Source organism: Pandoraea fibrosis (assembly GCF_000807775.2).
In the GTDB taxonomy this organism is placed as follows: Bacteria; Pseudomonadota; Gammaproteobacteria; order Burkholderiales; family Burkholderiaceae; genus Pandoraea; species Pandoraea fibrosis.
Genome location: NZ_CP047385.1, coordinates 2,396,697 through 2,418,660, shown reverse-complemented (window position 1 = coordinate 2,418,660; position 21,964 = coordinate 2,396,697). Strand labels below are relative to the sequence as shown.

The following is a 21,964-nucleotide window of genomic DNA, read 5'->3' as shown; positions in this document are numbered from 1 at the left end:
TTCCGGCCCCGGGTCTCGCAGGCTGGAACCGCCGCACGCCGAACGGGGTCTCACGACCTTCGTCCGACGCATTTCTCACACTTTTACGACACGTTCCCGACCACAGAACGCGTGATGGCAGCGCATTCGCGCGGATTGCCTTCCATCCGGCTCGCCGCAGGATCAGACGTAGCCGAACGGCGTGGCCGGATTGGCGGCGGTCTCGACCCACACACTCTTGGTTTGCGTGTATTCGTAGAGCGCTTCCACGCCGCTCGAGCGACCGTACCCGCTGTGGTTATAGCCCCCGAACGGCGACGCCACGTTGATCGTCTTGTAACCATTGATCCAGAACGTTCCGGCGTTCACTTGCGCGGCCACGCGGTGGGCGCGCGCAACGTCCTGCGTCCACACGGCGCCCGCCAGACCGAATTCGCTGTCGTTGGCAATCGCGAGCGCTTCTTCTTCCGTGTCGAACGGAATCGCCACCACGACCGGGCCGAAGATCTCGGTGCGAGCCACGCCCATCGTGTTGTTGGCGTCGGCCAGCACGGTCGGACGCACGAAGAAGCCACCGTCGCTACGCTGCTGCGAGCCGGCGGCCAGACGCGCGCCGCCTTCAACGCCCGCGTCGATCATGTTCATCACATGTTGATACTGGGTGCGATTGCAGATCGGGCCGACTTCGGTGGCGTCGTCCAGCGGCTCGCCCACGCGAATCTTCTGCGCGCCGCTTGCGAGCATCTCGACCATCTGGTCGTACACGCCGCGTTGAACCAGCAGGCGCGACCCCGCGACACAGCTTTGGCCGGCGCTCGAGAAGATGGCAGCCTGAGCCCCCAGGCAGGCGCGTTTCAGGTCGGCATCGTCGAACACGATGTTCGCGGACTTGCCGCCCAGCTCCAGCACGCTGGGCAGCAGGCGCTGCGCTGCGGCCGTGGCGATCTTGCTGCCGGTGGCCGGCGAGCCGACAAACACGACCTTCTTGATCACCGGATGCGAGATCGCCGCCTGACCGGTTGTGTGACCGAAACCCGCCAGCACGTTGATCAGGCCGCGCGGCACGCCGGCCTGTTCGGCGAGTGCCGCCACCACGAGCGAGCTGGCCGGCGTGAGTTCCGACGGCTTGAGCAGCACGCCGTTACCCATGGCGATGGCCGGCGCGAGTTGCCAGCCGCAGGTGAAGACCGGCGCGTTCCACGGCGTGATCTGCAACACCACGCCCATGGCTTCACGACGCGTGTAGTTCAGGTGCGTGCTCGGCACCGGGATCACGTCGCCGAAGAACTTGTCGGTCCAGCCGGCGTAGTACTCGAACATCTCCGCCACTTTGCCGACTTCGCCACGGCAGTCGCGGATCGGCTTGCCTGCGCCAATCGATTCGAGTTGTGCGAGCGCCTCGGCGTTCTCGCGGATCTTGCTGCCCACGGCCTGCATCACGCGGCCACGTGCGGCATGGGTCAGCGCCCACCAGGCCTTCTGTGCGGCCTGCGCGGCGTCGGCGGCCTGCGCCACCACGGCGGCACCCGCATCGCGATAGGTCAGCACCGTCTGGCCGGTGGCGGGATTCACGATGTCGATGGTTGCCTCGCCCGTGCCTTCGACCAGTTCGCCGTTCACGAACGAGCCGATGGTGGTGGCGTTGGGGAAGAACTTTGCGAATGCGCCGAGCAACGCGGCGGCTTGTTGGTCTGCCATGAGAAAACTCCGTGCGATGCGCCGAGTCGGGCGCATCGTGTCGTCAAACGAAAAATACGAACGCGGGTGCGTGCGGGTGTGGGGACGGCAGCGACGATTACGCGCGGCCGGGCTCGATGAACTGAACGATGCGGTTGAAGTCCTCGTCATCGCCCACGGTCTCTGCGCTTGCCGCCCACAGACGGCCGACTTCTGCCGAGAGCGGTCCCGTGGCCAGCGTGCCCGTCTGCTGCGCGAGCGCCATCGCCAGACGCACGTCCTTGCGCATGAGCTTCATCGTGAAGCCCGAGTCGAAGGCGTCGTTCAGAATCCACGTCGGGTAGTTGGTCTGCGTCACGCCACTGCGGCCCGAGCCGGCGTTCAGGCCTTCGAGCACCTGTTCCGGGGCAACGCCGGCGGCTTTCGCCAGACGCATCGCCTCGCCCGCCACCACCAGATGGGCCGCGCACATCAGGTTGTTGATGAGCTTGGTCACGTGCCCCGCGCCCACCTCGCCGATGTGCACACGCTTGGCCGACATGGCCGCGAGTACCGGCTCGACGCGGGCGATGTCGTCCGCCGAGCCGCCCAGCACCATCGTGAGCGCGCCGTTCAGGGCGCCCTTCGGGCCACCCGAGACCGGGGCATCGACCAGTGCAATGCCCGTCTCGCGCAGCGTGGCTGCCAGTGCGCGCGTGCTTTGCGGATCGGCCGTCGACGTGTCGACGACGATCAGGCCTTCGCGACCGTTCGCGGCAATACCGTCGGCGCCGTTCACCACGGCTTCGACCACCTGCGACGTCGGCAGCGACAGCACCAGGGCGTCGGCTTCGCGGGCCAGTTCGGCCACCGAAGCCCGCAGACCGATGCCGGCCTCGGCCAGCGCGCTACCGGCCGCCGGCGACGGATCGAAACCTAGCACCGTGAAACCGCCGCGCTGCAACGACAGCGCCATGCCGCGTCCCATGTTGCCCAGTCCGACCACTCCGATGATTTTCATGTTGACTCCAGATTGACTGCGAGGATGGCGCCGCCCCCACGGGCGACGCCGCGTTGCTCCGCCGGCCGGGTCATCCGGCCGCCGCTTGGAAATTTCAGGGGACTTCAGTGCGGGTGATTCACGAACTCCAGCACGACGTTGCCCGCAAACTCGGGCTCCACCACCAGCCCATGTTCGTTGTAGCCATAGGGCACACCATGTTCTCGCCACAGCGCCTCGATGTGCGCCAGATCCGGGGCCAGCAGCGTAATCGCCACAGCATGGGGACGCGTGGCCTGCGCCATCGGCAGACCGACCGCCGCATAGCGTGCCTCGGCGCGCTGCGGCGACAGGGCGCGCAAGTGTCCACAACCGGTGTCGGCCACCGCACCGCCGTCATACAGATCGACGTGCCGTGCGCCGTACATCTGCTGCCATCGGGTGGCGAGGGCTCGCAGGGAATCGGTGTCCGGCGTCACGTAAGTCACGCCGATGATGTTGCTCACGCCATTCGCGTGTGTCTGCCATTCAGGCACCCAGATCAACTCTGGCCGATGCTGCTGGCAGATGAAATTCGAGGCGTCGCCCAGTGAGTCGTCGATGAACAGCCCCAGCGAGACAACCGCTTCGTCGGGCGAGCCATCCGGCTTGCGCATCGTCCGGCGGAAATCGAGGATGCCTTGCGTCTCGAGGCCGATCTGAGCGAGGCGCGAGTGGTCGGCGCGAGCATCCTTGCTGTGCAGAGCGAGCAGCGAGAGACCTTCTTCACGCGCCAGAAAACTGCCGAGATAACGTCCGAAGCAAAAGTCGCCGACCGCGTTCGTGCCGAACTTGTCGGCGTTGTCCACGCCAATCAGTTCGATGAAGTTGTCGCCGAACATCATGAGCGACGTGACCGTGCCCCACGGGTGATACGACACCGGCGACGGCGAAAAGCCCATGCGCTCGTAATGCGCCAGCCGCCGCGGATGGTCATGCACGGTGACCAGCGGATGATCGATGCCAAATCGCGTGTTGCGCGGAGGAATCATCAGGTGTCTCCGTAGTGCGTCGCTGCGGCTTCGGTACGACGTCAGTGCGGCGTAGTGCCGATCCTGTCGGCCCGAAGGCCTTTGCCCCGTTATCTCTGTCTCGCGGCCGGTAGGCCCGGAACTGGCGCGGAATCGGGCCACCTCTACCAGGCCTCGCCTGGGTTCGTTGCCCGGCAAAGGGGCCGATCCGCATGTTTCGCAGTGTGGATTGAAAAAAAACGACGCTCAATGACAACGCTTGAAGATTTTTGTTCTAATAATTAGTCTTTAGGGCATGACACCTGCCATCACTGAAAGCCGCTTGCCGTATCTGTTCGAAGCCGTGCAATGCGGTACCGTGCGTGCCGCCGCCGACCGGCTCGATATCGCGCCCTCCGCCGTCAGCCGCCAGATCGCCTTGCTGGAGGCCGAACTGGCGCTGCCTCTCATCGAACGCCACAAGCGTGGTGTTCACCTGACGCAGGCCGGACGGCTGCTCATGGAGTATTACCGTGAACAACGGGCGCACCAGGAGGATTTGCTCGCCAAGCTGCAGGAAGTGCGTGGACTACGGCGCGGCCACATCCGGCTGGCTGTCGGCGAGGGGTTCGTCAGCGATCTGATGGGCGCACCGTTGCAGTACTTCTGCAAGCGCTATCCCGATATCACGCTGACGCTCGATCTGGCCGGCACCAACGAGGTCATGCGGCTGGTGGCCGAGGACGATGCGGATATCGGACTCGTCTACAACCCGCCAGCCGAGCCCAAAATCGTGTCGCGCGCACAGATGCGCCAGCCGGTGCATGCCATCGTTGCCCCCGACTCGCTGCTCGCGGAGCGCCTGGACGAGACGGGATCGCTCCGGCTCGACGCCCTTTACGATGTACCGCTCGCCCTCATGCACGGCGCCTACGGCACGCGCCAGTTGATGGAACTGGCCGAGCAGTCCGAAAAGCACAGGCTCACGCCCACGGTCACGACCAACTCCATCTCCGTGCTCAAGCATTTCGTGCGAGCGGGACTGGGCGCGACATTTCTGCCCGCGTTCGCGGTATCGCAGGAGATCGAGGCTGGCGTACTGCGTGCGCTGCCAGTCGATCACCCGATTCTCAACAGCGCCGAGGCGCACCTCGTCACCCGGGCGGGCCGTCGACTGTCCGGCGCCGCCAATCGGTTGTTGACTCATCTGGCCAGCAAGATGGAGGCTTTCGGCGCCCCGGACGAAACGACCGACTGAAGCCCTTTGACCGAATTTGTCTCGTCGATTGAGCCTTTTCGGTTGCGGGCAAACAACAATCGGGGTACTAAGCCTTTCCCCGATGTTGCACCCCGGGGAAATCGGATATAAAGAAAACCATCCAGGCAGAGGGTGCCCGTTGCGTCGCACGACACGTTATGTGACGCCGCGCTCCCCCTCTCCCAGCCGATTCCGGTCTCACGGCCGCGCGCGAAGCGGTTTGTGCTTGCGCTACGCTGTTGCAGACCCAACGCCAGTGGACTGCCATGACGACGATCTCTGACGACCAGAGCGTGACGGCATCACTTGCAACCGCCCGCATCTCTTCATGCGGCGCCCGTTGCCCAGGCGTCCCCGCTTGCCTATTTCTCGTCACTCGTAACGAAATTTCAGGCTTTCCCGCCGACGTCTTGCGACGCCCCAGCATGGGCAGCGCGCGACGACGGCGGACATAACCACGCAAGGAAGGTGCGGGGCAAAACGCAACCTGGGGAGCAGATCATGAAAAAGAAGCTCATTGCAGCCGGCCTGCTATGCAGCATCGGCACGTTTGCGCACGCGCAATCGAGTGTGCAACTCTATGGCCGCGTGGATGGCGGCTTTCAGTTCATGAACAACCTGCAGGACGGTAACGGTGGCACCGCGTCGCGCTGGAGTGCGCAAGGCGGCGACTACGGCACCAGCCTGTTCGGCCTGCGCGGCTACGAAGACCTCGGGCAGGGTCTCCATGCCGTATTCAATCTGGAAGGTGGATTCCAGTTGATGAATGGCTTCAACAACAACGGCTCCGGATCGATCTTCGATCGCCGCGCGCTGGTCGGATTCAACTCCCGCTCGTGGGGGCAACTGACCCTCGGCCGCAACCTGTTCATCAGCAACGGGGTGTGGGACTTCGATCCGTTCCAGCAACAGGCCTTCTCCTCGGCGTCGCTCGTGCGCGGACGTAACTGGCCGCAGGCAAGCAATACCGTCAACTATCAGAGCCCGAACTGGTATGGCTTCGATGTCGCGGGTCAGTACGCGTTTTCGAATGTCGTCGGGCAGTTCAACAGCGGTCGCGGCATGGGTGCCCAATTGACGTACACCCACGACCGGTTCCAGTTGCGGGCGTTGTACGACGAAATTCGCGACACCAACGGACGCTTCACCGATGTCTTCGCCACATCGCGCGAGTACTTTGCCGGTGCGAACGTGTTCCTGAACCGCTTCACCATTTCGCTGGGCTACACGCATATGTCTGCGCCGGACGCTCCCGCCCCCGACTTCGCCACGCGCGCCGATCATTACTGGGCCGGCGTGAAGTATCAGGCGACGCAGGCGTGGGCTGCGAATGCGGCGGTGTACCACGTGAACGTGCCGGGCGGCTTCGGTCACGCCACAATGTTCGAACTGGGCACCACGTACAACCTCTCGAAGCGCACGTTCCTGTACGGCACGGTCGCCTACGTGAAGAACAGCGCGAATCAGAGCTTCTCGGTCGCGGCCATTCCCAGCGACTCGCTCGATAACCCGCCGGCCGGGAAAAGCCAGACGGGTGCCTATATCGGGGTATCGCATTCGTTCTGATCCCGCGATGTCGGTGTGAACCCGCAAGACAAAAAAAGCCGTCCAGCGTATTGCCGGACGGCTTTTTCCTTACTGCGACTGCGGGTACTACTGCCGTTACGACTTCTGCGACTACTGCCGTTACTGCGGTTACTACAACTACCTCGCGAATTTGGCGCCGGCGCATGCCGGCACCTCTCACACCTGGATTACCAGACGTACTTGAGCGAACCGGCCACACCGGCTTGCGTTTGACCTTGACGCACGCTGCCGTTCACGCCACCACGCAGCGAGAGCTTCTTGCCGAACTTCACGTCGATGCCGGCTTCCGCGCTCAGGATGTCGCGGCCGAGCTTGTTGCCCATGACAGTCATCGTGCCGGCGCTTGCCGCGTTGGCGAGTGCAACGTCCATCGACGGTGCGGCATGCGCCAGCTCACGTTCGTAAGAAATACGCAGCGACGGCGTGACACTGTGCGACGCGTCGCCGAACTCCTTCCACAGACGTGCACCAATGCCCACACGCGCCGAGTTGAAGTTGCTGCCGTCGACCTCGAGACCGGCGTCGCCGTTTTCGGTGAAGCCCTTCACCGACGTGTTCGAGACCTTCAGCGTAATGCTCGGATCGATGTTCACAGCGTTCGTGACGATATGCTTGCCGAACTGCGCGAAACCGCCCACGGTCGTCGCGTTCGTCTTGGCGCTCAGGCCGTAGACTTCGCCGCCGAGCTTGGCTGCACGCTGGCTCTTGATGCTGTGTGCGCTGTACGACACGCCACCGTTGGCGAACCAGCCGTCGACTTCATGCGCACCGTACAGACCGACGCTATACGTGCTGACCTTCGACGAGGCGTTCTGGCCGTTCTCGCCGTTCGCATCGACGTTGGCATCGCCGTAGCCCACGGCCACACCGACACGCGTGTTGTTCTTCTTGACGTCAACACCTGCCACCATACCGGCGCCGCGCACCGAGAAACCGGCAAGATCGCCGCGACCTTGCGTGGTCGTCTGACCGCCCATGGCTTGTGCCCAGGTCGAGATACCGGTACCTGCCGTGGCGATGTCCACCGGTTGCATGAACGCGTCGTCACCCGACACACGGTCCTGCATGCCCTTGCGGAACAGTTCTGCGTTCTGTTGAGCGGCGTTGGCCATTTGGGTCAGGACGACGCCGGAAGCCATTGCCTGCTCGGCCGAGAAGGCGGGTTGCGTTACGACTTCTTCGACTGCCGGTTGTTCGATGACAGCGGTCTCTTCGGTGTCGACGTTGCTATCGGTAGGCTCGACTTCGGGTGAGATCACTTCGCCGAGATCGTCGCCGTTACCTTCACTACCGTCGCCACCTTCGCTGCCCTCGTTGCCCTCGTTGCCCTCGTTGCCCTTCGAGGTTTCGAGTTCAGTCTCAAGCTTTTCGATGACTTCGGTCAGGGTTTCACGCGCCGTCGCTTTTTCCTCATCCGTCGCGTGCTCGCTACCCTCGACGATCCGGGCGATCTCTTCAGCCCCTTTCTTGATCTCATCGGTCTTGCGATCGAGGAATTTTTCCCATTCTTTGCGGGAGTCGCTCACCGAAGCGACAGCGGTCGTTTCCGTGGCGACCGACTTGGCACCCACTTCCGGCACTTCGCTGACCTTGGCGACTTCGGTCACCGGCATGTCGAACTTCGACGCGATCTCGTCCATCGGTTCCTTGGCAATGATCGGCTCGACCATCTGCTTGGCCTTGAGCAATTCCAAACGGCGATTGGCTTTGGCGATGTTGTGGTCAATCTCCTTCAGGAACTCAGGCTCGTTGAGTTCCTTTTCCATCTTGGCGTTATTCTTCTTGCCTTCTGCGATGGCGCGATCGATACGCGAGAAGAAATCGTCTACCGAGAGACCCGAGGCATCGGTGAAGGTTGTCTCTTTCTGCGTCGTCGCGGGATCTTGCTTGGTGGCACCGCCCGTCATCAATTCGTTCGCGGTGTGCTTCCAGACAGTGCGCGCGGCATCTGCCTTCTCTTGCGCCAAGAACTCATTTGCTGCCTGAGCCAATTCGCGCGCCTTCATTGCCTTGTCGAGGTTCGTGCGGGCTTTGTCGAGATGCTTCTCCGCGTGCCCCAGCCCACGTTGGAACAGATTGCCCTCGGCCTTCACTACGGCGTCGCTGGCATCCATCAATGCCTTCTTCTGCTTGTTCTCAACCATGATCGCGATCGCCAGGTCGCTCTTCTTGTCAGCGGCATTCGCCAGCACCTGACGTGCGCGTTCAACCGACGGCACCGCCTGCTTGGCGGCCGCGCCAGCCATGCGCTTCCAGTTCTTTTCCGCAGCGCTCGTCTCGGACACCATTTCCGTCGCCGCGTTGGCGCTCACCATGCCGCCGCCAGTCAGTGCAATCGCGGCAGCACCGGCGATGGCCGTGCGGCGAACACGTGCGCTCAGCGTGTCGGTGTCGTTCGTGGATTGGATACCCTTGTTGGCGGCGATTTGGTTTGCATTCATGTTTTACGTCCCTCTTCAATTCGTGATTGGCAGATGTCGAATGCAGTCCGCTAATTGCGTTGCATCCGATGAGTGACACGAATCGTAGGGCGTAATTAACGTATTAACGGTCTTTGGGGTGGGGCATTGGGAAATTGCTCACTCAAAATGCCGCCGTTGGGACATATCCCATGAAAATCATGGTGAAAATCCCTATGAATCCATGCGCCACACACGAATTTCACCCAACACGCATGATTTCGTAGGACTTAGCGCTCAAAATCACCCCGCCAGCGGGAGGGCGCAATGTGATGCCGCATAGGTGAATAGGCGGGCGAAACCTGTCACTCGACAGTCATCTTTCGAGCGCTCGATTGACGCGAACGCGCAAATGTAAAAAGCCCCCGTTACCAATACGTAACGGGGGCTTCTACCCAATCTTATTTAATCAATGGCGCATCGATCATCACTTCACGATGCCCCATTCGGATCTCCCTGGGATGAGATCCGCGCTTTCCTCTCACAAGGAAAGCGTCCTACCGACTGTCTCAGAAGCGATACTTCGCCGAGATACCACCGCCCAGCGCGCTTTCGCCCTTGCGCACGCTGACGTTACCGCCCACGCGCACTTCCAGTTGCTTCTTGAGCTGCATGTCCACGCCCAGATCCGCCGTGAAGATGTCCTTGCCCAACTTCGGACCCTTCACCGTGAAATGGTTCGACGCGCCATAGATCGCGCTCGTCAGGCTGCTCTGCGTGTTGCCGAACTCGTGCTCATACGACAGGCGCAGCGACGGTGCGATCTTGCCACCCGCAACGCTGGCCACTTCGCTCCACAGACGCACGCCCAGCACACCACGCGTCGACGTCTGCGACTGCGAACCCACCTTCAGGCCGTCGTTACCTTCGCCATCTCGGTTCGTCTCGTCGAACGCATTCAGGCGAGTCGAGGCCACACGCACACCCACCGACGGATCGATGTTCATGCCCGACACCTCAAAGCGCTTGCCCACTTCACCGAACATCCCGAACGTCTGACCGCTCGTCTTGCCCGTCAGGCGAGCCGACGCGTTACGCGCCGCCACCGTGCGATCCGTCTTCACGCTGTGGTTCGTGTACGACGCGCCGCCGTTCACAAACCAGTTCGAATCCGTCAGGTGCGAGCCGTACAGACCCACGCTCACACTGTTGACCTTCGACTCACCCGGCAGGCCCTTGGCCTTCGACTCTTGGTTACCGAAGCCCACCGACGCACCGACCAGCGTGTTCTGATTCACCCGCTTGTCCACGCCGATCGCACCGTCCAGACCCTTCACGTCGAACGACATGCCGTCGCCGCGCTGGCTGGCGGTACCGCCGTTGAACGAGGCCCAACCGGCGATGCCGTTGTCCGCTGCCATTGCACCCGTCGTGGCCTTGTCGTCGAACATCGCGCCACCGGCGATCATGCGCGTTTGCATGCCGCGCTGGAACGACGTGGCCGCCGCTTGTGCTGCCACCGCGTTGTTCACCAGCGACTCACCCGAGAGCATCCGAGCCGACTTGCGTTGCTCGTCAGAACCCGCCGTTTGCAGCGCCATGGCTGAGAGCACCTTGCCACCGACCGCACCCGAGGTCAGCTCGCCCACCGTCACGCCATCGACCGAGGCCAGCACCGCGCGCTCGTTAGCTGTGTAGCCACCGTCGGCTGCCAGGAAGTTGACGATGTTCTTGTCCGTGATCTTCGTGCCGGTGTCCGTTCCCGGCTCGATCGTCGGCGTTATCGGCTTAACCGTCGGGTCTTCGGGGGGCACGTTCGGGTCTTCCGGGTCGGTGATGACCGGTTCCGGCTTTTTACCGCCGGTGATGCTACCCACCGTCACTTCACCGCCGCTTACCTTGGCGTCGCCTTCGGCTTGCACCACTTCAAAGTGGCCCACGATTTCGGAAAGCTCGATATCGGGAGCGACATCCACACCAACGGTCGTATTGGTGAAATCACCTTCGTTCGAGACATGGATCTTGCCCCCGACGAGGTTACCCTCCACCTTCTCGACACGCGACTGGATCTTCGCCCCTGCCTCGGAGAGATAACTCTCTACGCTCAGCTTGTTCGTGCCCAGATTCAATGTGCCCGCGTTTTCGATGAGATCGACACCACTAACGTTCTGCGTGAGAACCACGGTGCCGTTCTCACCGATGTCCACATAGCCTGCCCCCAACGCATTGGCGTGCGCAGCGGTCAACGTGCCCGCTGCGATGGTCATCGACGTCACATCGCTCTGGTCGGCCGTGAGCGTCAGATTGCCGGTCCCGATTTTGGTCAGGTCCACCCCGGGATGATTGGTCAACAAGTCTGACTTTTCAGCATGACGTTTAGACTTGCCTCGCAGACGCGTCTTGATGTCATGGGGCGATTCTTTCGACGCCAGCACTCGCCCGTCAAAGACATCATCCTGATTCAAGGCGCCGAGCGTGACGCGCGTCTCATCGGCGATCAGGTCGCCTTGGCCCGACAGCGAGCCTATGGTGATTTCTGCGGCGAGATAATCTTCCCCCTCGGAACTTTCGATTCTCGAGACATCGAATACCCCGCCATCCATGCGAATGCGCGCGTTATTGGCCGTGGTGTTTTCCTTAGCAATCACCGTCCCTCGATTCTCGATCCGCAGTGATTCCAGTGCGGTATCGCTAAACGTCAGGACGGCACCTCTTCCATTCAGGATCGTTGCATTGTCACCGCTTGATCTCTCGATAAACATAGTGCTCGCGTTATCGATTTTCGCGTTTTCCAGTTGCGTTTCGATGATCTCAATGTGGCCACGGCCTTCGTTCGAGATCGAAGCGTTTCCACCAACAGCGTCGAAAATTTTGGTTTTTCCCCGATTTTTAAGACGCATGCTCTCCAACTGCACATCAGTTGCAAAGAACCTGCCCTTCGCATGATTCACTACGCTGCTGGTGCCCATTGCGGAATCGTCTACGACAAGTTTCCCGGCATTCCAGATGGACGCACTGCCAGCGTGCGCTTCGTCGAAATGCACCGTTCCACCGTTCACCATGATGGTACTGGCGCCGGCATTGGAACCTTCTTCGAATTGCAGTCGACCGCGCGTGGCAACCGCAATTTCGGCGTTTTGAGCGCTGGTGCCGGCCTCAAACCGGATCACCCCCGGATCCTCGTCGATTTTGCCGGCCTTCCCGAAAGCCCCTTCGGCGACGTCCTCGGCGCTCGCACCACTTCCGACAATCAGCAAAACATGCTTGGCTGCAGGATCGATACCTTTGCCACCTGCTACAAACTTGAGCTCCCCACCATTCCCAACGACCACAGCCAGTTCACCTTCGCCCCCAATACTCTGATGGATGTTCAGATCCCCGTTGATGATGCCAATCGAATGGGACACATCTTTCGCCACACGGATTGCGCCGACATCGCGAACCTCTTCCTCTTCGCCAATCATGACGTCCGACCCGGCACCGGAACGCTTCGTGATTTCGAGCACGGTTTCCTTGTTGATCTGAAGGTTCCCTTCCGCGTAACCCTCCTCGGAGTACGCGTTGAGCAGGTTGCCGTCACGCCATGTCGGTACGGCATCAGCGCCGCTCTGTGCCGGCACGACCAATTCCTTGGTGTTCGCGATGACCTTAAATGTTGCTTCGTCGACGTTGTCGAGCGCCTTAATGCGCGCACTAAAGGCGGTGATCTCGGCATAGAGATCCAGCGCCGCTTCACGCCTCGCCAAAAACGCAGCATCGTCATTGAGGAAGTCGCGCAGTTGCGCGCGAGCATTGGTGTGGCCCTCCGGATTGGCAGTCAGGACTCGCTGAATTTCCGTCTTGACGTTTTCGAGATCGCCCACCTTTAGATCTCGCTCCCACGAATGCTCCAGCCCGCTTCCCTCGTTATCGTTCAACTCCGAAATGACGCCATTAATTTTCTCGACCATCTCTCCAAGCGCCGCTTCATACTCGGCCTTATCGGAAATATCGTTGGTGTTCGAGTGAATGTACGAGCGCACCATTCTCAGCGAATGAAGCTCATCCGCGCTCTTGAATTTCGTTTCCAATTCGGCCGCCATATTGGCAAGTCTTTCGTTCATTTTATTGACGACGCCCGTTCTTTCATCGCTCCACGTCGTCGTTTCGCTTTCGACGACGTCGTTTGCCTGCGCAGGCATACTCATCGCCGCGAGCAGCGTCGCGACGGCCAGACAAATTTTGGATTGACGAAGAGGTTTCGACGTCTGAATTTGACTTTGCATTCGATAATCTCCAAAGAATTCTTGACGACGATGAATCACCCCCATCGTCACCACAGCAGCGGTACTTCACCGCGAAGTGGCGAATTCTAGATACGAGTTACCGAAATAAAGTCGATTCGACACGATTTTGGTAATTAACCCAAAATCCACGAAAATTTTAAATTGCGATTAATCCCATTATTTTTATTTCAATTTGATAGGGAGCATCCCAAATATTTCACACAATGGACGCCAACATCCCAAAATAGACGGCAAATCAGGTACGTATGCAACGTTGCAAACCCGTAATGCAGTGATTTCCCATCGATGACTTTCAGAATGGAAAGCACCACATTTCAATGCCTCATAAGGTCGCTGCCCCCACTCGCCCGGGCATAAAAAAACCCGCCGGACCCTTTCGGGCACAACGGGTTTTCCGTGACTCCTCGCATCAGACTGGCCTCATCACCGCCCTCTGATGCTCACACACGCGGCTATCGCATTGTCCTCGCGACTCAATCCACCGGCTTACGTTTGGGCTTGATATCGGTACTGTCGATCTCTTCGAGCACATCGCGGAACTCGGCGATGTCCTCGAAGCTTCGATACACCGACGCAAAACGGATATAGGCGATCTTGTCCAACCGCTTCAACTCGCGCATGACGAGTTCGCCAATGCGCTGGCTCATCACTTCACGCTCTGCACCGGCCAACAGCTTGTACTCGATGCGCGCAATCGCGGCATCCATGGCCTCGGCACTCACAGGGCGCTTGCGAATCGCCAGTTGCATACTGGCGCGCACTTTCGCGCGGTCGTACTCGGCACGGCTGCCATCCTTCTTGACGACAGCCGGCATCGCCAGTTCGACGCGCTCGTAAGTGGTGAAGCGCTTGTCGCACGACGGGCATTTCCGGCGCCGCCGGATGGCAGCGCCGTCTTCCGCTTCACGCGAGTCGATGACCTGCGTGTCGTCGTGCCGGCAGAACGGGCAGCGCATGTGTGCGGTGCTCGCGGCTTAGCCGTAAACCGGGAAACGCTTGGTCAACTCGGCCACTTGTGCACGCACACGAGCCAGGTTCTCAGCGTCTTCCGGGTTGTCGAGCACGTCGGCGATCAGGTGCGCGACCTGCTTCGCTTCGTCTTCCTTGAAACCGCGCGTGGTCATGGCCGGCGAGCCCAGACGCACACCGCTCGTCACGAACGGCTTTTCCGGATCGTTCGGAATCGCGTTCTTGTTGACGGTGATGTGGGCTTCGCCCAGCGCAGCTTCCGCAGCCTTGCCCGTGATGTTCTTCGCGCGCAGGTCGACCAGCATCACGTGCGACTCGGTGCGACCCGACACGATACGCAGGCCGCGCTCGACCAGCGTTTCGGCCATCACGCGAGCGTTCTTCGCGACTTGTTCCTGATAAGCCTTGAATTCCGGCGTAGCGGCTTCCTTGAACGCAACGGCCTTGCCGGCAATCACGTGCATGAGCGGACCGCCCTGAATGCCCGGGAAGATGGCCGAATTGATCGGCTTTTCGAATTCTGCCTTCATCAGGATCACGCCACCGCGCGGGCCGCGCAGGCTCTTGTGCGTGGTCGTGGTCACGAAGTCGGCGTGCGGCACAGGGTTCGGGTACACCCCTGCGGCGATCAGACCGGCGTAGTGCGCCATGTCGACCATGAAGTACGCGCCGACCGACTTGGCGATCTGCGACATGCGCTCGAAGTCGATCTTCAGGGCGAAGGCCGATGCGCCCGCCACGATCATCTTCGGCTTGTGCTGCTGCGCGAGCTTCTCGGCAGCGTCGTAATCGATGTCTTCCTGCTCGTTCAGACCGTAGCTCACCACGTTGAACCACTTGCCCGACATGTTGACCGGCGAACCGTGCGTGAGGTGACCGCCGTGCGCGAGGCTCATGCCCATGATCGTGTCGCCCGGCTTGAGCATGGCAAAGTACACGCCCTGGTTAGCCTGCGAGCCCGAGTTCGGCTGCACGTTCGCGGCTTCCGCACCGAACAGCGCCTTCACACGATCGATGGCCAACTGTTCGACGACGTCGACATACTCGCAACCACCGTAATAGCGCTTGCCCGGATACCCTTCCGCATACTTGTTGGTCAGTTGCGAGCCCTGCGCTTCCATCACGGCGGGGCTGGTGTAATTTTCCGAAGCAATCAGCTCGATGTGGTCTTCCTGACGCTGATTTTCTTTCTGAATCGCGGCCCAGACGTCGGGATCGACGGAGGCAACGGTAGATTTGGATTTGTCGAACATGGCGGTTCCGTTGAATTGAACAGGTTTTCCGGGAGGGGATGGTGCGGCGCGCCTTCCTTTGTGCTTCGGAAGACGATAGACAGGGCAGCACCAACCATCACGGCTGCCCAGGCGAACGGCAAATAAGACCCCGGCGCTTCCCGGTGGGTTGCTCCACCTCGGGCACACAAGGCTGTGCGCCCTAATCGCCAGTCACGCGGGGTTTGTGGCGTCGATAGTTTATGCGAGCTTTTGATGTTAGGCAACCGGCCCGGCCAACCGCACAACCACCTTGCCGAACGCCCCCCGGCGCAGGTGCGCCAACGCCGCGCCGAAGTCGGCGAAATCGTAGACGGCATCGACCACCGGCACGATGCCGTGGCGTTCGATCGCGCTCACCAGCGCTTCCAGCCCGTCCCGGTGCCCCACCCCGATACCCTGCACATGGGCCCGTTTGAGCAACACCGGATAGACCGGCAATTGCAGCGTATCCCCGCCCAGCGTGCCAATCACCGAGACCTTGCCGCCGGGGGCAAGCGCGGTCATCGTCTCCCGCATATCCCCACCCGCCAGTTCCAGCACCTGTTCAGCACCCCGGCCCTGCGTCAGTTCAAGCACCTCCTGCGCCCACCCCTCCCGACGCCTCACGCCGTGTGTGACGCCCAGCGCCGCCGCCCGGGCAAGTTTCGCCTCGCTCGCGCTCGTGACGATCGCCGTTGCCCCATGGGCCAGCGCCAGTTGTGCACCGAACAAGGCGACGCCCCCCGTCCCAATCAGCAATACCGTCTCACCCGCCGCGAGCTTGCGTCCTGTGCCAAACAACGCGAACCATGCCGTGAGCCCCGCACAAGTCAACGTTGAGGCCGCCACATCGTCGATCGTCTCCGGCGCGCGCACCAGCGACGCCTCGTCGAACACGGCGTATTCACGTAACACCCCCTGCAACGTCCCGCCGAATATCTTCAGGCCCGCCGGCGCCTGTTCGCCGCCGATCCATCGATCCCAGAACGTGTTGACGACTCGCTCGCCCACCGCCACACGCGTCACCCCCGCCCCGACAGCCACCACCTCGCCGGCCATGTCCGACCCCGGCACGAACGGAAACGTCACCGGCAACCCCATGCCGGTATCGATCATCAACGCGTCGCGATAGTTGAGCGACACCGCGTTCACTTTCACCAGCACCTCGCCCGGGCCGGGCCGGGGGATGTCCACACTCACCCGCTCAAGCGCTGCTTCGCCAATCGTTGCCATCTGCCATTGCTGCATCGTTGCCATTGCCAAGTCCTCTCACCGATCTGAATTGCCCGGTACGCCGGGTAGACACGCTTAGCTTATTGGAGAATACTTCGCAGCAGTGTTGGCAACTTTTCTACTAATTGGCGATATATGGGAATCAATGAGACCTACACGCCTGATCGCTTGTCCGGTCTTTCCGCGTTTGTGGCCGCCGCCGATGCAGGCAGCTTCTCCGCAGCTGCGCAACGGCTGCATCTGACGCGCTCGGCCGTCGCCAAGCGCGTTGGCCGACTCGAAGCGCGGCTGGGGGTACGCCTGTTTCACCGCACCACGCGCAGCCAGCATCTGACGGACGAAGGTCAGACGTTCTATCAGCGCTGCACGAAAGTGCTCGCCGAGCTGTCCGACGCCGAAAACGAACTGAGCGCCGGGTCGCAAACGCCAATGGGCAGGCTGCGTGTGACCATGCCGGTGCAGATCGGACGGCAGTGCATTGCCCCCGTGTTGCTTGCGCTGGCGCGTGCGCACCCGCAGTTACGATTGGAAATGGCGTTCAGCGATCGCCGGATCGATCTTGTCGAAGAGGGCTACGACCTCGCGGTGCGCAGCGGGCACCTCGACGACACGCCTGGACTGAAAGCCCGCCTGCTGGGCAAACAGACCATGGTGCTGTGCGCCTCACCCGCCTATCTCGCCGAGCGCGGCACCCCCCGGACCCCGGCCGACCTCGACGGACACGAGCGGTTGATGTACGGACGCAACGGCAGTCTCTATGAATGGACCGCATTGTCGATGGTGCACGAGGCGCGCCATGCGCCGCGCTTCGTACTGGATGACCTCGTCACCCTGGCCGACGCCGCCGAACAAGGACTGGGCGTCGCCTGTCTTCCGCATTGGGTCGTGGCGCAATCGCTGAGCAGCGGCAAACTTCTGCGATTGCTGCCGCAGGTGGGCTCGCCCGCTACACCGCTGCATCTGGTCTGGCCGGACACACGGCATCCGTCGCCGAAACTGCGTGCCGCTATCGACGCGCTGGTCGACGCCTCACGCGAACTCCTCGCCACCCCGAACGCGTCGTAACGCCAGAGCCGATGTGCCCGGTGCAGACCACTGTCCGGGACCTAATCATTGCGTTCAGGCGTCAGAAACGGCGACTGCTGCGCCTTGATCGCTGCGGCGCGCATCGGAAACAACCGCTCCCATGCTTGCGCCGCCCACGTGCCACCCAGCATGGTCACGAGACAGTCGCGACGCGACAGAATGCGATGCACTTGCGAATCCGGGTCGTCAATGCTGCCGTCGCTGGCAGTGCCGGTGCCAGCCGGCAAGGCGCGCGCCATGTCATCGGCGCTCGCCGCCCACGGCAAGATATCCGATGCGCCAATGCGGCCCAACCGGTAAGCCATCTCGGCGGCCAATGCCCGCACACCGGTCGGGTCCTTCATTTCGTCGAGCAGGGTCTTGGCGTCGGCTGCGGGCGTCAGACCACCCAGCCGCCGTGCGAAGGGTGCGCAATACGCCCCTTGCCGAAACTGCGTGGTGTCGACCAGCGCACCGTCCGGGATCAGCGCCCCGTATGGCGACGTATCGGGCTGCCCCGAGTGTCCGCCGCGACGCAAGGCATCGGGCGACGCCGGCACATGCCGTGATTGCATCCCCTCGCCGTCACCAGCGCACGCTTCCTGAATCCCCGCACCCAGGCAGGCGCTAAAGTCCACGGTCATGATGTAAGGCAGATCGTTCTTATCGCGCCAGACACCGATATTCCCCATGAACGCGTCGCAAAGGTCTCGATTGCCGAGCCAAAGCGCCGCAATGTAATGCCGCTCCAGTGCACATTGGTAGACGTCGGGGAGCGCGCGGCAGAGCGTCGTGCGCCTGTCGTTGCGCGCCTTGACGATGTCGGCATACGCCTGAGCGTCTGTCCGGGCCTGTACCGCATGGGGTACACGTTGCGCCATTTGCCCCCCGATCTCATGGGCTTCGGCCCGGGCTCGCCTGCACGCGTCATCGGCACCGCCACGCACACCGTCGATCACTCGCCACGCCGCATCGCTCTCAAGCCACGGCCCCAGTGGGCGATAGGCCGGTAGATACGACGTTGCCAGATAAAGGCGCTCGGGAGCATGCGTGCCATCGAACGCGAGCGAGCACCCTCGCACCAGCAGTGCTGTCGGCGTTGCGAGGCCCAGCGCACCGCACAGGCGCGAGGCGAACCATGCCAGTGTCGCGCACCGGGCACTCGGACATGCGCTCACGACGAACTGAGCCGCCTCGGCGTGCGGCGACAGCGACATTCGCACGGCCCCTCGCCTCGCGTCCTGCGACCCGGCCTCGTGCACAGGCTGCGCTTCGGAAAAGTCGTGCGGTCCGACAGGCGGCAACGGCGCGCCACTGCCATCGTGTCCGGTGACAGGCCCGAACGCTGCAAGCGGCACAACCTCCGGCGCCGCCGCGTCGCGCTGCTGCCGAACGGCGGAGAAACTGCCGGAAGCGATGCCTCCCGGCGGACAAGCGTTGATGTCCATCACGACACTCCTTGGTCGTATGGCAGGACGTCCTCGCGCTAACTGCGTGTCGGCCGCCCCGGTTGAGATCGGCCGATCTTGCTGCGCAAGCGCGCATCGCGCTTTGGAAAACGAGGCAACTTCGGATAATTCAGTCGCGCGCGATCGCCGCGTGATAGGCTCGCGCCATGTCTACGTCGCCCCGCATTCTTGTCAGCAGTTGTCTTCTGGGCCATCCGGTGCGTTATCACGGACGCCCAGCGCGCTGCGAATCCGACGCCGCCGCCATTCTTGCGCGGTGGCAAGCCAAGGGACTCATCCTGCCGATCTGCCCCGAAGTCGCCGGCGGATTGCCCACGCCACGCGCCCCCGCCGAAATCACCGGCAGTCCGATCGCCATCGGTGGCAACGCCGTCTGGCAAAAGCATGCGCGTGTGATGGACAACACCGGGGCCGACGTCACCGACGCCTTTCTCGACGGCGCGCAACGGGCGCTCGCGTTGGCGCAGCGTCACGGCATCTGCATTGCAGTTCTCAAGGAAGACAGCCCGTCGTGCGGCAGCACGTCGATCTACGACGGCTCGTTCAGTGCTCGGAAAGTCGCGGGTGAAGGCGTGGCAGCCGCATGGTTGCGACGGCACGGCATTGAAGTGTTCAGCGAGCACACGCTCGCCGAGGCAGACGAAAGACTGCGCGCCATCGGCGACATCCGATAGCGCGCATCTCAAACGCGACGTCAGATCGAGCGCGCGTCAAAGACCGGGCATCAAAGCTCGATCTTCGTTCCCAGCACGACCAGGAATTGCGCGATCCATGCCGGATGCGCAGGCCACGCAGGTGCGGTCACGAGCTTGCCGTCGGTATGTGCCTCGTCGATGGCGATCTCCATATACTTCCCGCCTGCCAGACGCACCTCCGGTGCACACGCCGGATACGCCGAACACTCGCGCCCTTCGATGACACCGGCTGCCGCAAGCAACTGCGCACCGTGGCAGATGGCCGCAATCGGCTTATCGTTCTCGGCAAAGTGCTTCACCGCCGCGAGCACCTCATCGTTCAATCGCAGATACTCGGGCGCGCGGCCGCCGGGAATCACCAACGCGTCGAAGTCGGCCGGCGACAGCCCGTCGAACGTGGCGTTGAGCGTGAAGTCGTGGCCGCGCTTCTCGCTATACGTCTGATCGCCCTCGAAATCGTGAATCGCAGTGCGCACCTTGTCGCCTGCCTTCTTGCCCGGGCAAACCACCTCCACCCGATGCCCCACAGCGCTCAGTGCCTGCACCGGCACCATCAACTCGTAGTCTTCGACATAGTCGCCCGCCAGTACCAGAATCCGCTTCTTGCCCATGTGACTCTCCGTTCAGAGAAAAGATGGAAGGGAAACAGCCCCTCCATGGTACTCAATTCCGGTGACACCTCCGGGGCGGCGTCCGATGGCGTCAATTTGCCGTGCCGGGAGACACATCAGACGAAAAAAAACCGCGTGCCGAAGCACGCGGTGTCAAGCCGGCGCAGAACGCCGTCGGTCAATCGAAAGCCCGCGCGGCACAATCGTATCCGCACCGCGCCAGCCAATAGCGTCAGACGTCGTCAGGCTTCCTTAGTAGGTCTCGAGATGCAGGCGCCCTTCCGTCTTCATGCGCTGCCAAAGCGACTGCCAGTCGAGCCCGGCCTCGCCCGCGATGGTTTGCAGCACTTGCAGCACGCCGTCCTCCATGCCCTTCAATCCGCAGACATATATGTAAGTGTGTTCGTGACGCAGCAGCGCCGCCACATCGGCCGCGCGCTCGCGCATCGCGTCCTGCACGTAGCGCTTGGCTTGTCCCGGCGTGCGCGAAAATGCGAGATTGGTGTCGATGAAATCCTTCGGCAGATTGAGCAGCGGGCCGAAGTACGGCAACTCGCCCTGCGTGCGCGCACCAAAGAAAAGCATCAACTTGCCCGTCGCGCCTTTCAGACGGCGACGGCGGCGATACTCGGTCATCGCCCGCATCGGGGCGGCGCCCGTGCCGGTGCAGATCATCAGCAAATGCGAATCGGCGTGGTTCGGCATCAGGAACGTGCTGCCGAACGGGCCCATCACGTTCACCACATCGCCTTTCTTCAGATCGCACAGGTAGTTCGAGCACACCCCGCCGACGGCCTGCTCCTGATGGTCCTTCGTCACGCGTTTGACGGTCAGCGCGAGGTTGTTGTAGCCGGGGCGCTCACCATCGCGCGGCGACGCAATCGAGTACTGCCGAGCGTGATGCGCTCGTCCGTCGGCGGTGGTGCCCGGCGGAATGATGCCGATCGACTGCCCTTCGAGCACCGGGAACGGCTGCTTGCCGAAGTCCAGCACGATGTGATGAATATCGCTCTCGGTACTCGCGTCGGTCAGACGATAATTGCCCACCACGGTGGCCTGAATCGGTGCCTTGTGGTTATACAGATTCACGTAGGGCTTCGCAGCGGACCATGGGGGTACGACCGAGCCGCGCACGAGATCGGAGCCGCCGATGACTGGCTCGGGTGCGTCGGCCGATGCACCGCCTGACGTTCCTTGTGCCGCGTCGCCAATCGACCCCTGACCGGCGATCGCGTCGTCCTGGACCGGGAGTTCATCCCACGTGAGCTGTTCGTCGACCGAATAGGACTCGGCCTTGAGCACGTCGCGCCAGTTGTCGATGGCCCCCGTCGGACACGGCGAGATACACGCCATGCACCCATTGCACGTGTCCGCGCGCACAACGTAGTTGTTCTCGTCGTGCGTGATCGCGTCGATCGGACACGTCTCCTCGCAGGTATTGCAGCGAATGCAGATCTCCGGATCGATCAGATGCTGCTTGAGGACTTCGACCGGAACGGGGCCGTTCATGATGCT

General features: G+C 62.0%; 15 protein-coding genes and 1 riboswitch. Of the genes, 4 read left to right on the top strand and 11 right to left on the bottom strand.

All coding sequences use genetic code 11. The features are described from left to right. Positions 1–162: 162 nt before the first annotated feature. From PI93_RS10870 to PI93_RS10860, 3 genes are all read right to left on the bottom strand, one after another. A complete protein-coding gene (locus tag PI93_RS10870) occupies positions 163–1,677 on the bottom strand; it encodes an aldehyde dehydrogenase family protein (RefSeq protein ID WP_039364884.1) in 1,515 nt (504 codons plus the stop codon). Positions 1,678–1,774: 97 nt separating this feature from the next. After that, complete coding sequence (locus PI93_RS10865; RefSeq protein WP_039364887.1) at positions 1,775–2,656, bottom strand: NAD(P)-dependent oxidoreductase; 882 nt, start codon at positions 2,654–2,656, stop codon at positions 1,775–1,777. Positions 2,657–2,760: 104 nt separating this feature from the next. Beyond that, positions 2,761–3,666 (bottom strand): VOC family protein, encoded by a 906-nt coding sequence (locus PI93_RS10860; protein WP_039364889.1) that lies wholly within the window; start codon positions 3,664–3,666, stop codon positions 2,761–2,763. 274 nt (positions 3,667–3,940) lie between these two features. On the opposite strand from PI93_RS10860, the gene PI93_RS10855 reads away from it, so the two are divergent. Then, positions 3,941–4,882, top strand: coding sequence for a LysR family transcriptional regulator (locus tag PI93_RS10855; protein WP_039364892.1), 942 nt, complete (start codon positions 3,941–3,943; stop codon positions 4,880–4,882). A gap of 501 nt (positions 4,883–5,383) precedes the next feature. Then, positions 5,384–6,448: a porin gene (locus PI93_RS10850; RefSeq protein WP_039364894.1), complete on the top strand. Its 1,065-nt coding sequence runs from the start codon at positions 5,384–5,386 to the stop codon at positions 6,446–6,448. A 188-nt stretch (positions 6,449–6,636) separates the two neighbouring features. Here PI93_RS10850 and PI93_RS10845 read toward each other — a convergent pair whose 3' ends face one another. From PI93_RS10845 to PI93_RS10825, 5 genes are all read right to left on the bottom strand, one after another. Beyond that, positions 6,637–8,910, bottom strand: coding sequence for an autotransporter outer membrane beta-barrel domain-containing protein (locus PI93_RS10845; protein ID WP_039364896.1), 2,274 nt, complete (start codon positions 8,908–8,910; stop codon positions 6,637–6,639). 527 nt (positions 8,911–9,437) lie between these two features. Further along, on the bottom strand, positions 9,438–13,178 hold the full coding sequence (locus tag PI93_RS10840; RefSeq protein ID WP_080758940.1) for an autotransporter family protein: 3,741 nt from the start codon (positions 13,176–13,178) through the stop codon (positions 9,438–9,440). 449 nt (positions 13,179–13,627) lie between these two features. After that, the gene (gene nrdR / locus PI93_RS10835; protein ID WP_039364902.1) at positions 13,628–14,110 is read right to left on the bottom strand and encodes a transcriptional regulator NrdR; all 483 of its coding nucleotides are present in this window, start codon (positions 14,108–14,110) and stop codon (positions 13,628–13,630) included. A gap of 18 nt (positions 14,111–14,128) precedes the next feature. Further along, on the bottom strand, positions 14,129–15,376 hold the full coding sequence (gene glyA / locus PI93_RS10830) for a serine hydroxymethyltransferase (protein WP_039364904.1): 1,248 nt from the start codon (positions 15,374–15,376) through the stop codon (positions 14,129–14,131). 98 nt (positions 15,377–15,474) lie between these two features. After that, a riboswitch (ZMP/ZTP riboswitch) is annotated at positions 15,475–15,582 on the bottom strand. Positions 15,583–15,613: 31 nt separating this feature from the next. After that, positions 15,614–16,624, bottom strand: a complete 1,011-nt coding sequence (locus PI93_RS10825; RefSeq protein ID WP_039365011.1) for a zinc-dependent alcohol dehydrogenase family protein — start codon at positions 16,622–16,624, stop codon at positions 15,614–15,616. 120 nt (positions 16,625–16,744) lie between these two features. Between PI93_RS10825 and PI93_RS10820 the strand changes: the two genes are divergently transcribed. Beyond that, on the top strand, positions 16,745–17,674 hold the full coding sequence (locus PI93_RS10820; RefSeq protein ID WP_039364906.1) for a LysR family transcriptional regulator: 930 nt from the start codon (positions 16,745–16,747) through the stop codon (positions 17,672–17,674). A gap of 41 nt (positions 17,675–17,715) precedes the next feature. Here PI93_RS10820 and PI93_RS10815 read toward each other — a convergent pair whose 3' ends face one another. After that, complete coding sequence (locus PI93_RS10815; RefSeq protein ID WP_039364908.1) at positions 17,716–19,122, bottom strand: hypothetical protein; 1,407 nt, start codon at positions 19,120–19,122, stop codon at positions 17,716–17,718. Between the two features lie 167 nt (positions 19,123–19,289). On the opposite strand from PI93_RS10815, the gene PI93_RS10810 reads away from it, so the two are divergent. Continuing rightward, on the top strand, positions 19,290–19,817 hold the full coding sequence (locus tag PI93_RS10810; RefSeq protein ID WP_039364910.1) for a DUF523 domain-containing protein: 528 nt from the start codon (positions 19,290–19,292) through the stop codon (positions 19,815–19,817). A gap of 50 nt (positions 19,818–19,867) precedes the next feature. Here the strand turns inward: PI93_RS10810 and PI93_RS10805 are convergent, their stop codons facing one another. Both PI93_RS10805 and boxA read right to left on the bottom strand, forming a co-directional pair. Next, on the bottom strand, positions 19,868–20,449 hold the full coding sequence (locus PI93_RS10805; RefSeq protein ID WP_039364913.1) for a DJ-1/PfpI family protein: 582 nt from the start codon (positions 20,447–20,449) through the stop codon (positions 19,868–19,870). A 252-nt stretch (positions 20,450–20,701) separates the two neighbouring features. Then, on the bottom strand, positions 20,702–21,958 hold the full coding sequence (gene boxA, locus PI93_RS10800) for a benzoyl-CoA 2,3-epoxidase subunit BoxA (protein ID WP_039364916.1): 1,257 nt from the start codon (positions 21,956–21,958) through the stop codon (positions 20,702–20,704). Between the last annotated feature and the right edge of the window lie 6 nt (positions 21,959–21,964).

Excerpts from the sequence above, each read along its gene's own strand:
- PI93_RS10870 (WP_039364884.1), bottom strand. The coding sequence starts at position 1,677 with ATGGCAGACCAACAAGCCGCCGCGTTGCTCGGCGCATTCGCAAAGTTC.
- PI93_RS10865 (WP_039364887.1), bottom strand. The coding sequence starts at position 2,656 with ATGAAAATCATCGGAGTGGTCGGACTGGGCAACATGGGACGCGGCATG.
- PI93_RS10860 (WP_039364889.1), bottom strand. The coding sequence starts at position 3,666 with ATGATTCCTCCGCGCAACACGCGATTTGGCATCGATCATCCGCTGGTC.
- PI93_RS10855 (WP_039364892.1), top strand. The coding sequence starts at position 3,941 with ATGACACCTGCCATCACTGAAAGCCGCTTGCCGTATCTGTTCGAAGCC.
- PI93_RS10850 (WP_039364894.1), top strand. The coding sequence starts at position 5,384 with ATGAAAAAGAAGCTCATTGCAGCCGGCCTGCTATGCAGCATCGGCACG.
- PI93_RS10845 (WP_039364896.1), bottom strand. The coding sequence starts at position 8,910 with ATGAATGCAAACCAAATCGCCGCCAACAAGGGTATCCAATCCACGAAC.
- PI93_RS10840 (WP_080758940.1), bottom strand. The coding sequence starts at position 13,178 with ATGGGGGTGATTCATCGTCGTCAAGAATTCTTTGGAGATTATCGAATG.
- nrdR (WP_039364902.1), bottom strand. The coding sequence starts at position 14,110 with ATGCGCTGCCCGTTCTGCCGGCACGACGACACGCAGGTCATCGACTCG.
- glyA (WP_039364904.1), bottom strand. The coding sequence starts at position 15,376 with ATGTTCGACAAATCCAAATCTACCGTTGCCTCCGTCGATCCCGACGTC.
- PI93_RS10825 (WP_039365011.1), bottom strand. The coding sequence starts at position 16,624 with ATGCAGCAATGGCAGATGGCAACGATTGGCGAAGCAGCGCTTGAGCGG.
- PI93_RS10820 (WP_039364906.1), top strand. The coding sequence starts at position 16,745 with ATGGGAATCAATGAGACCTACACGCCTGATCGCTTGTCCGGTCTTTCC.
- PI93_RS10815 (WP_039364908.1), bottom strand. The coding sequence starts at position 19,122 with ATGGACATCAACGCTTGTCCGCCGGGAGGCATCGCTTCCGGCAGTTTC.
- PI93_RS10810 (WP_039364910.1), top strand. The coding sequence starts at position 19,290 with ATGTCTACGTCGCCCCGCATTCTTGTCAGCAGTTGTCTTCTGGGCCAT.
- PI93_RS10805 (WP_039364913.1), bottom strand. The coding sequence starts at position 20,449 with ATGGGCAAGAAGCGGATTCTGGTACTGGCGGGCGACTATGTCGAAGAC.
- boxA (WP_039364916.1), bottom strand. The coding sequence starts at position 21,958 with ATGAACGGCCCCGTTCCGGTCGAAGTCCTCAAGCAGCATCTGATCGAT.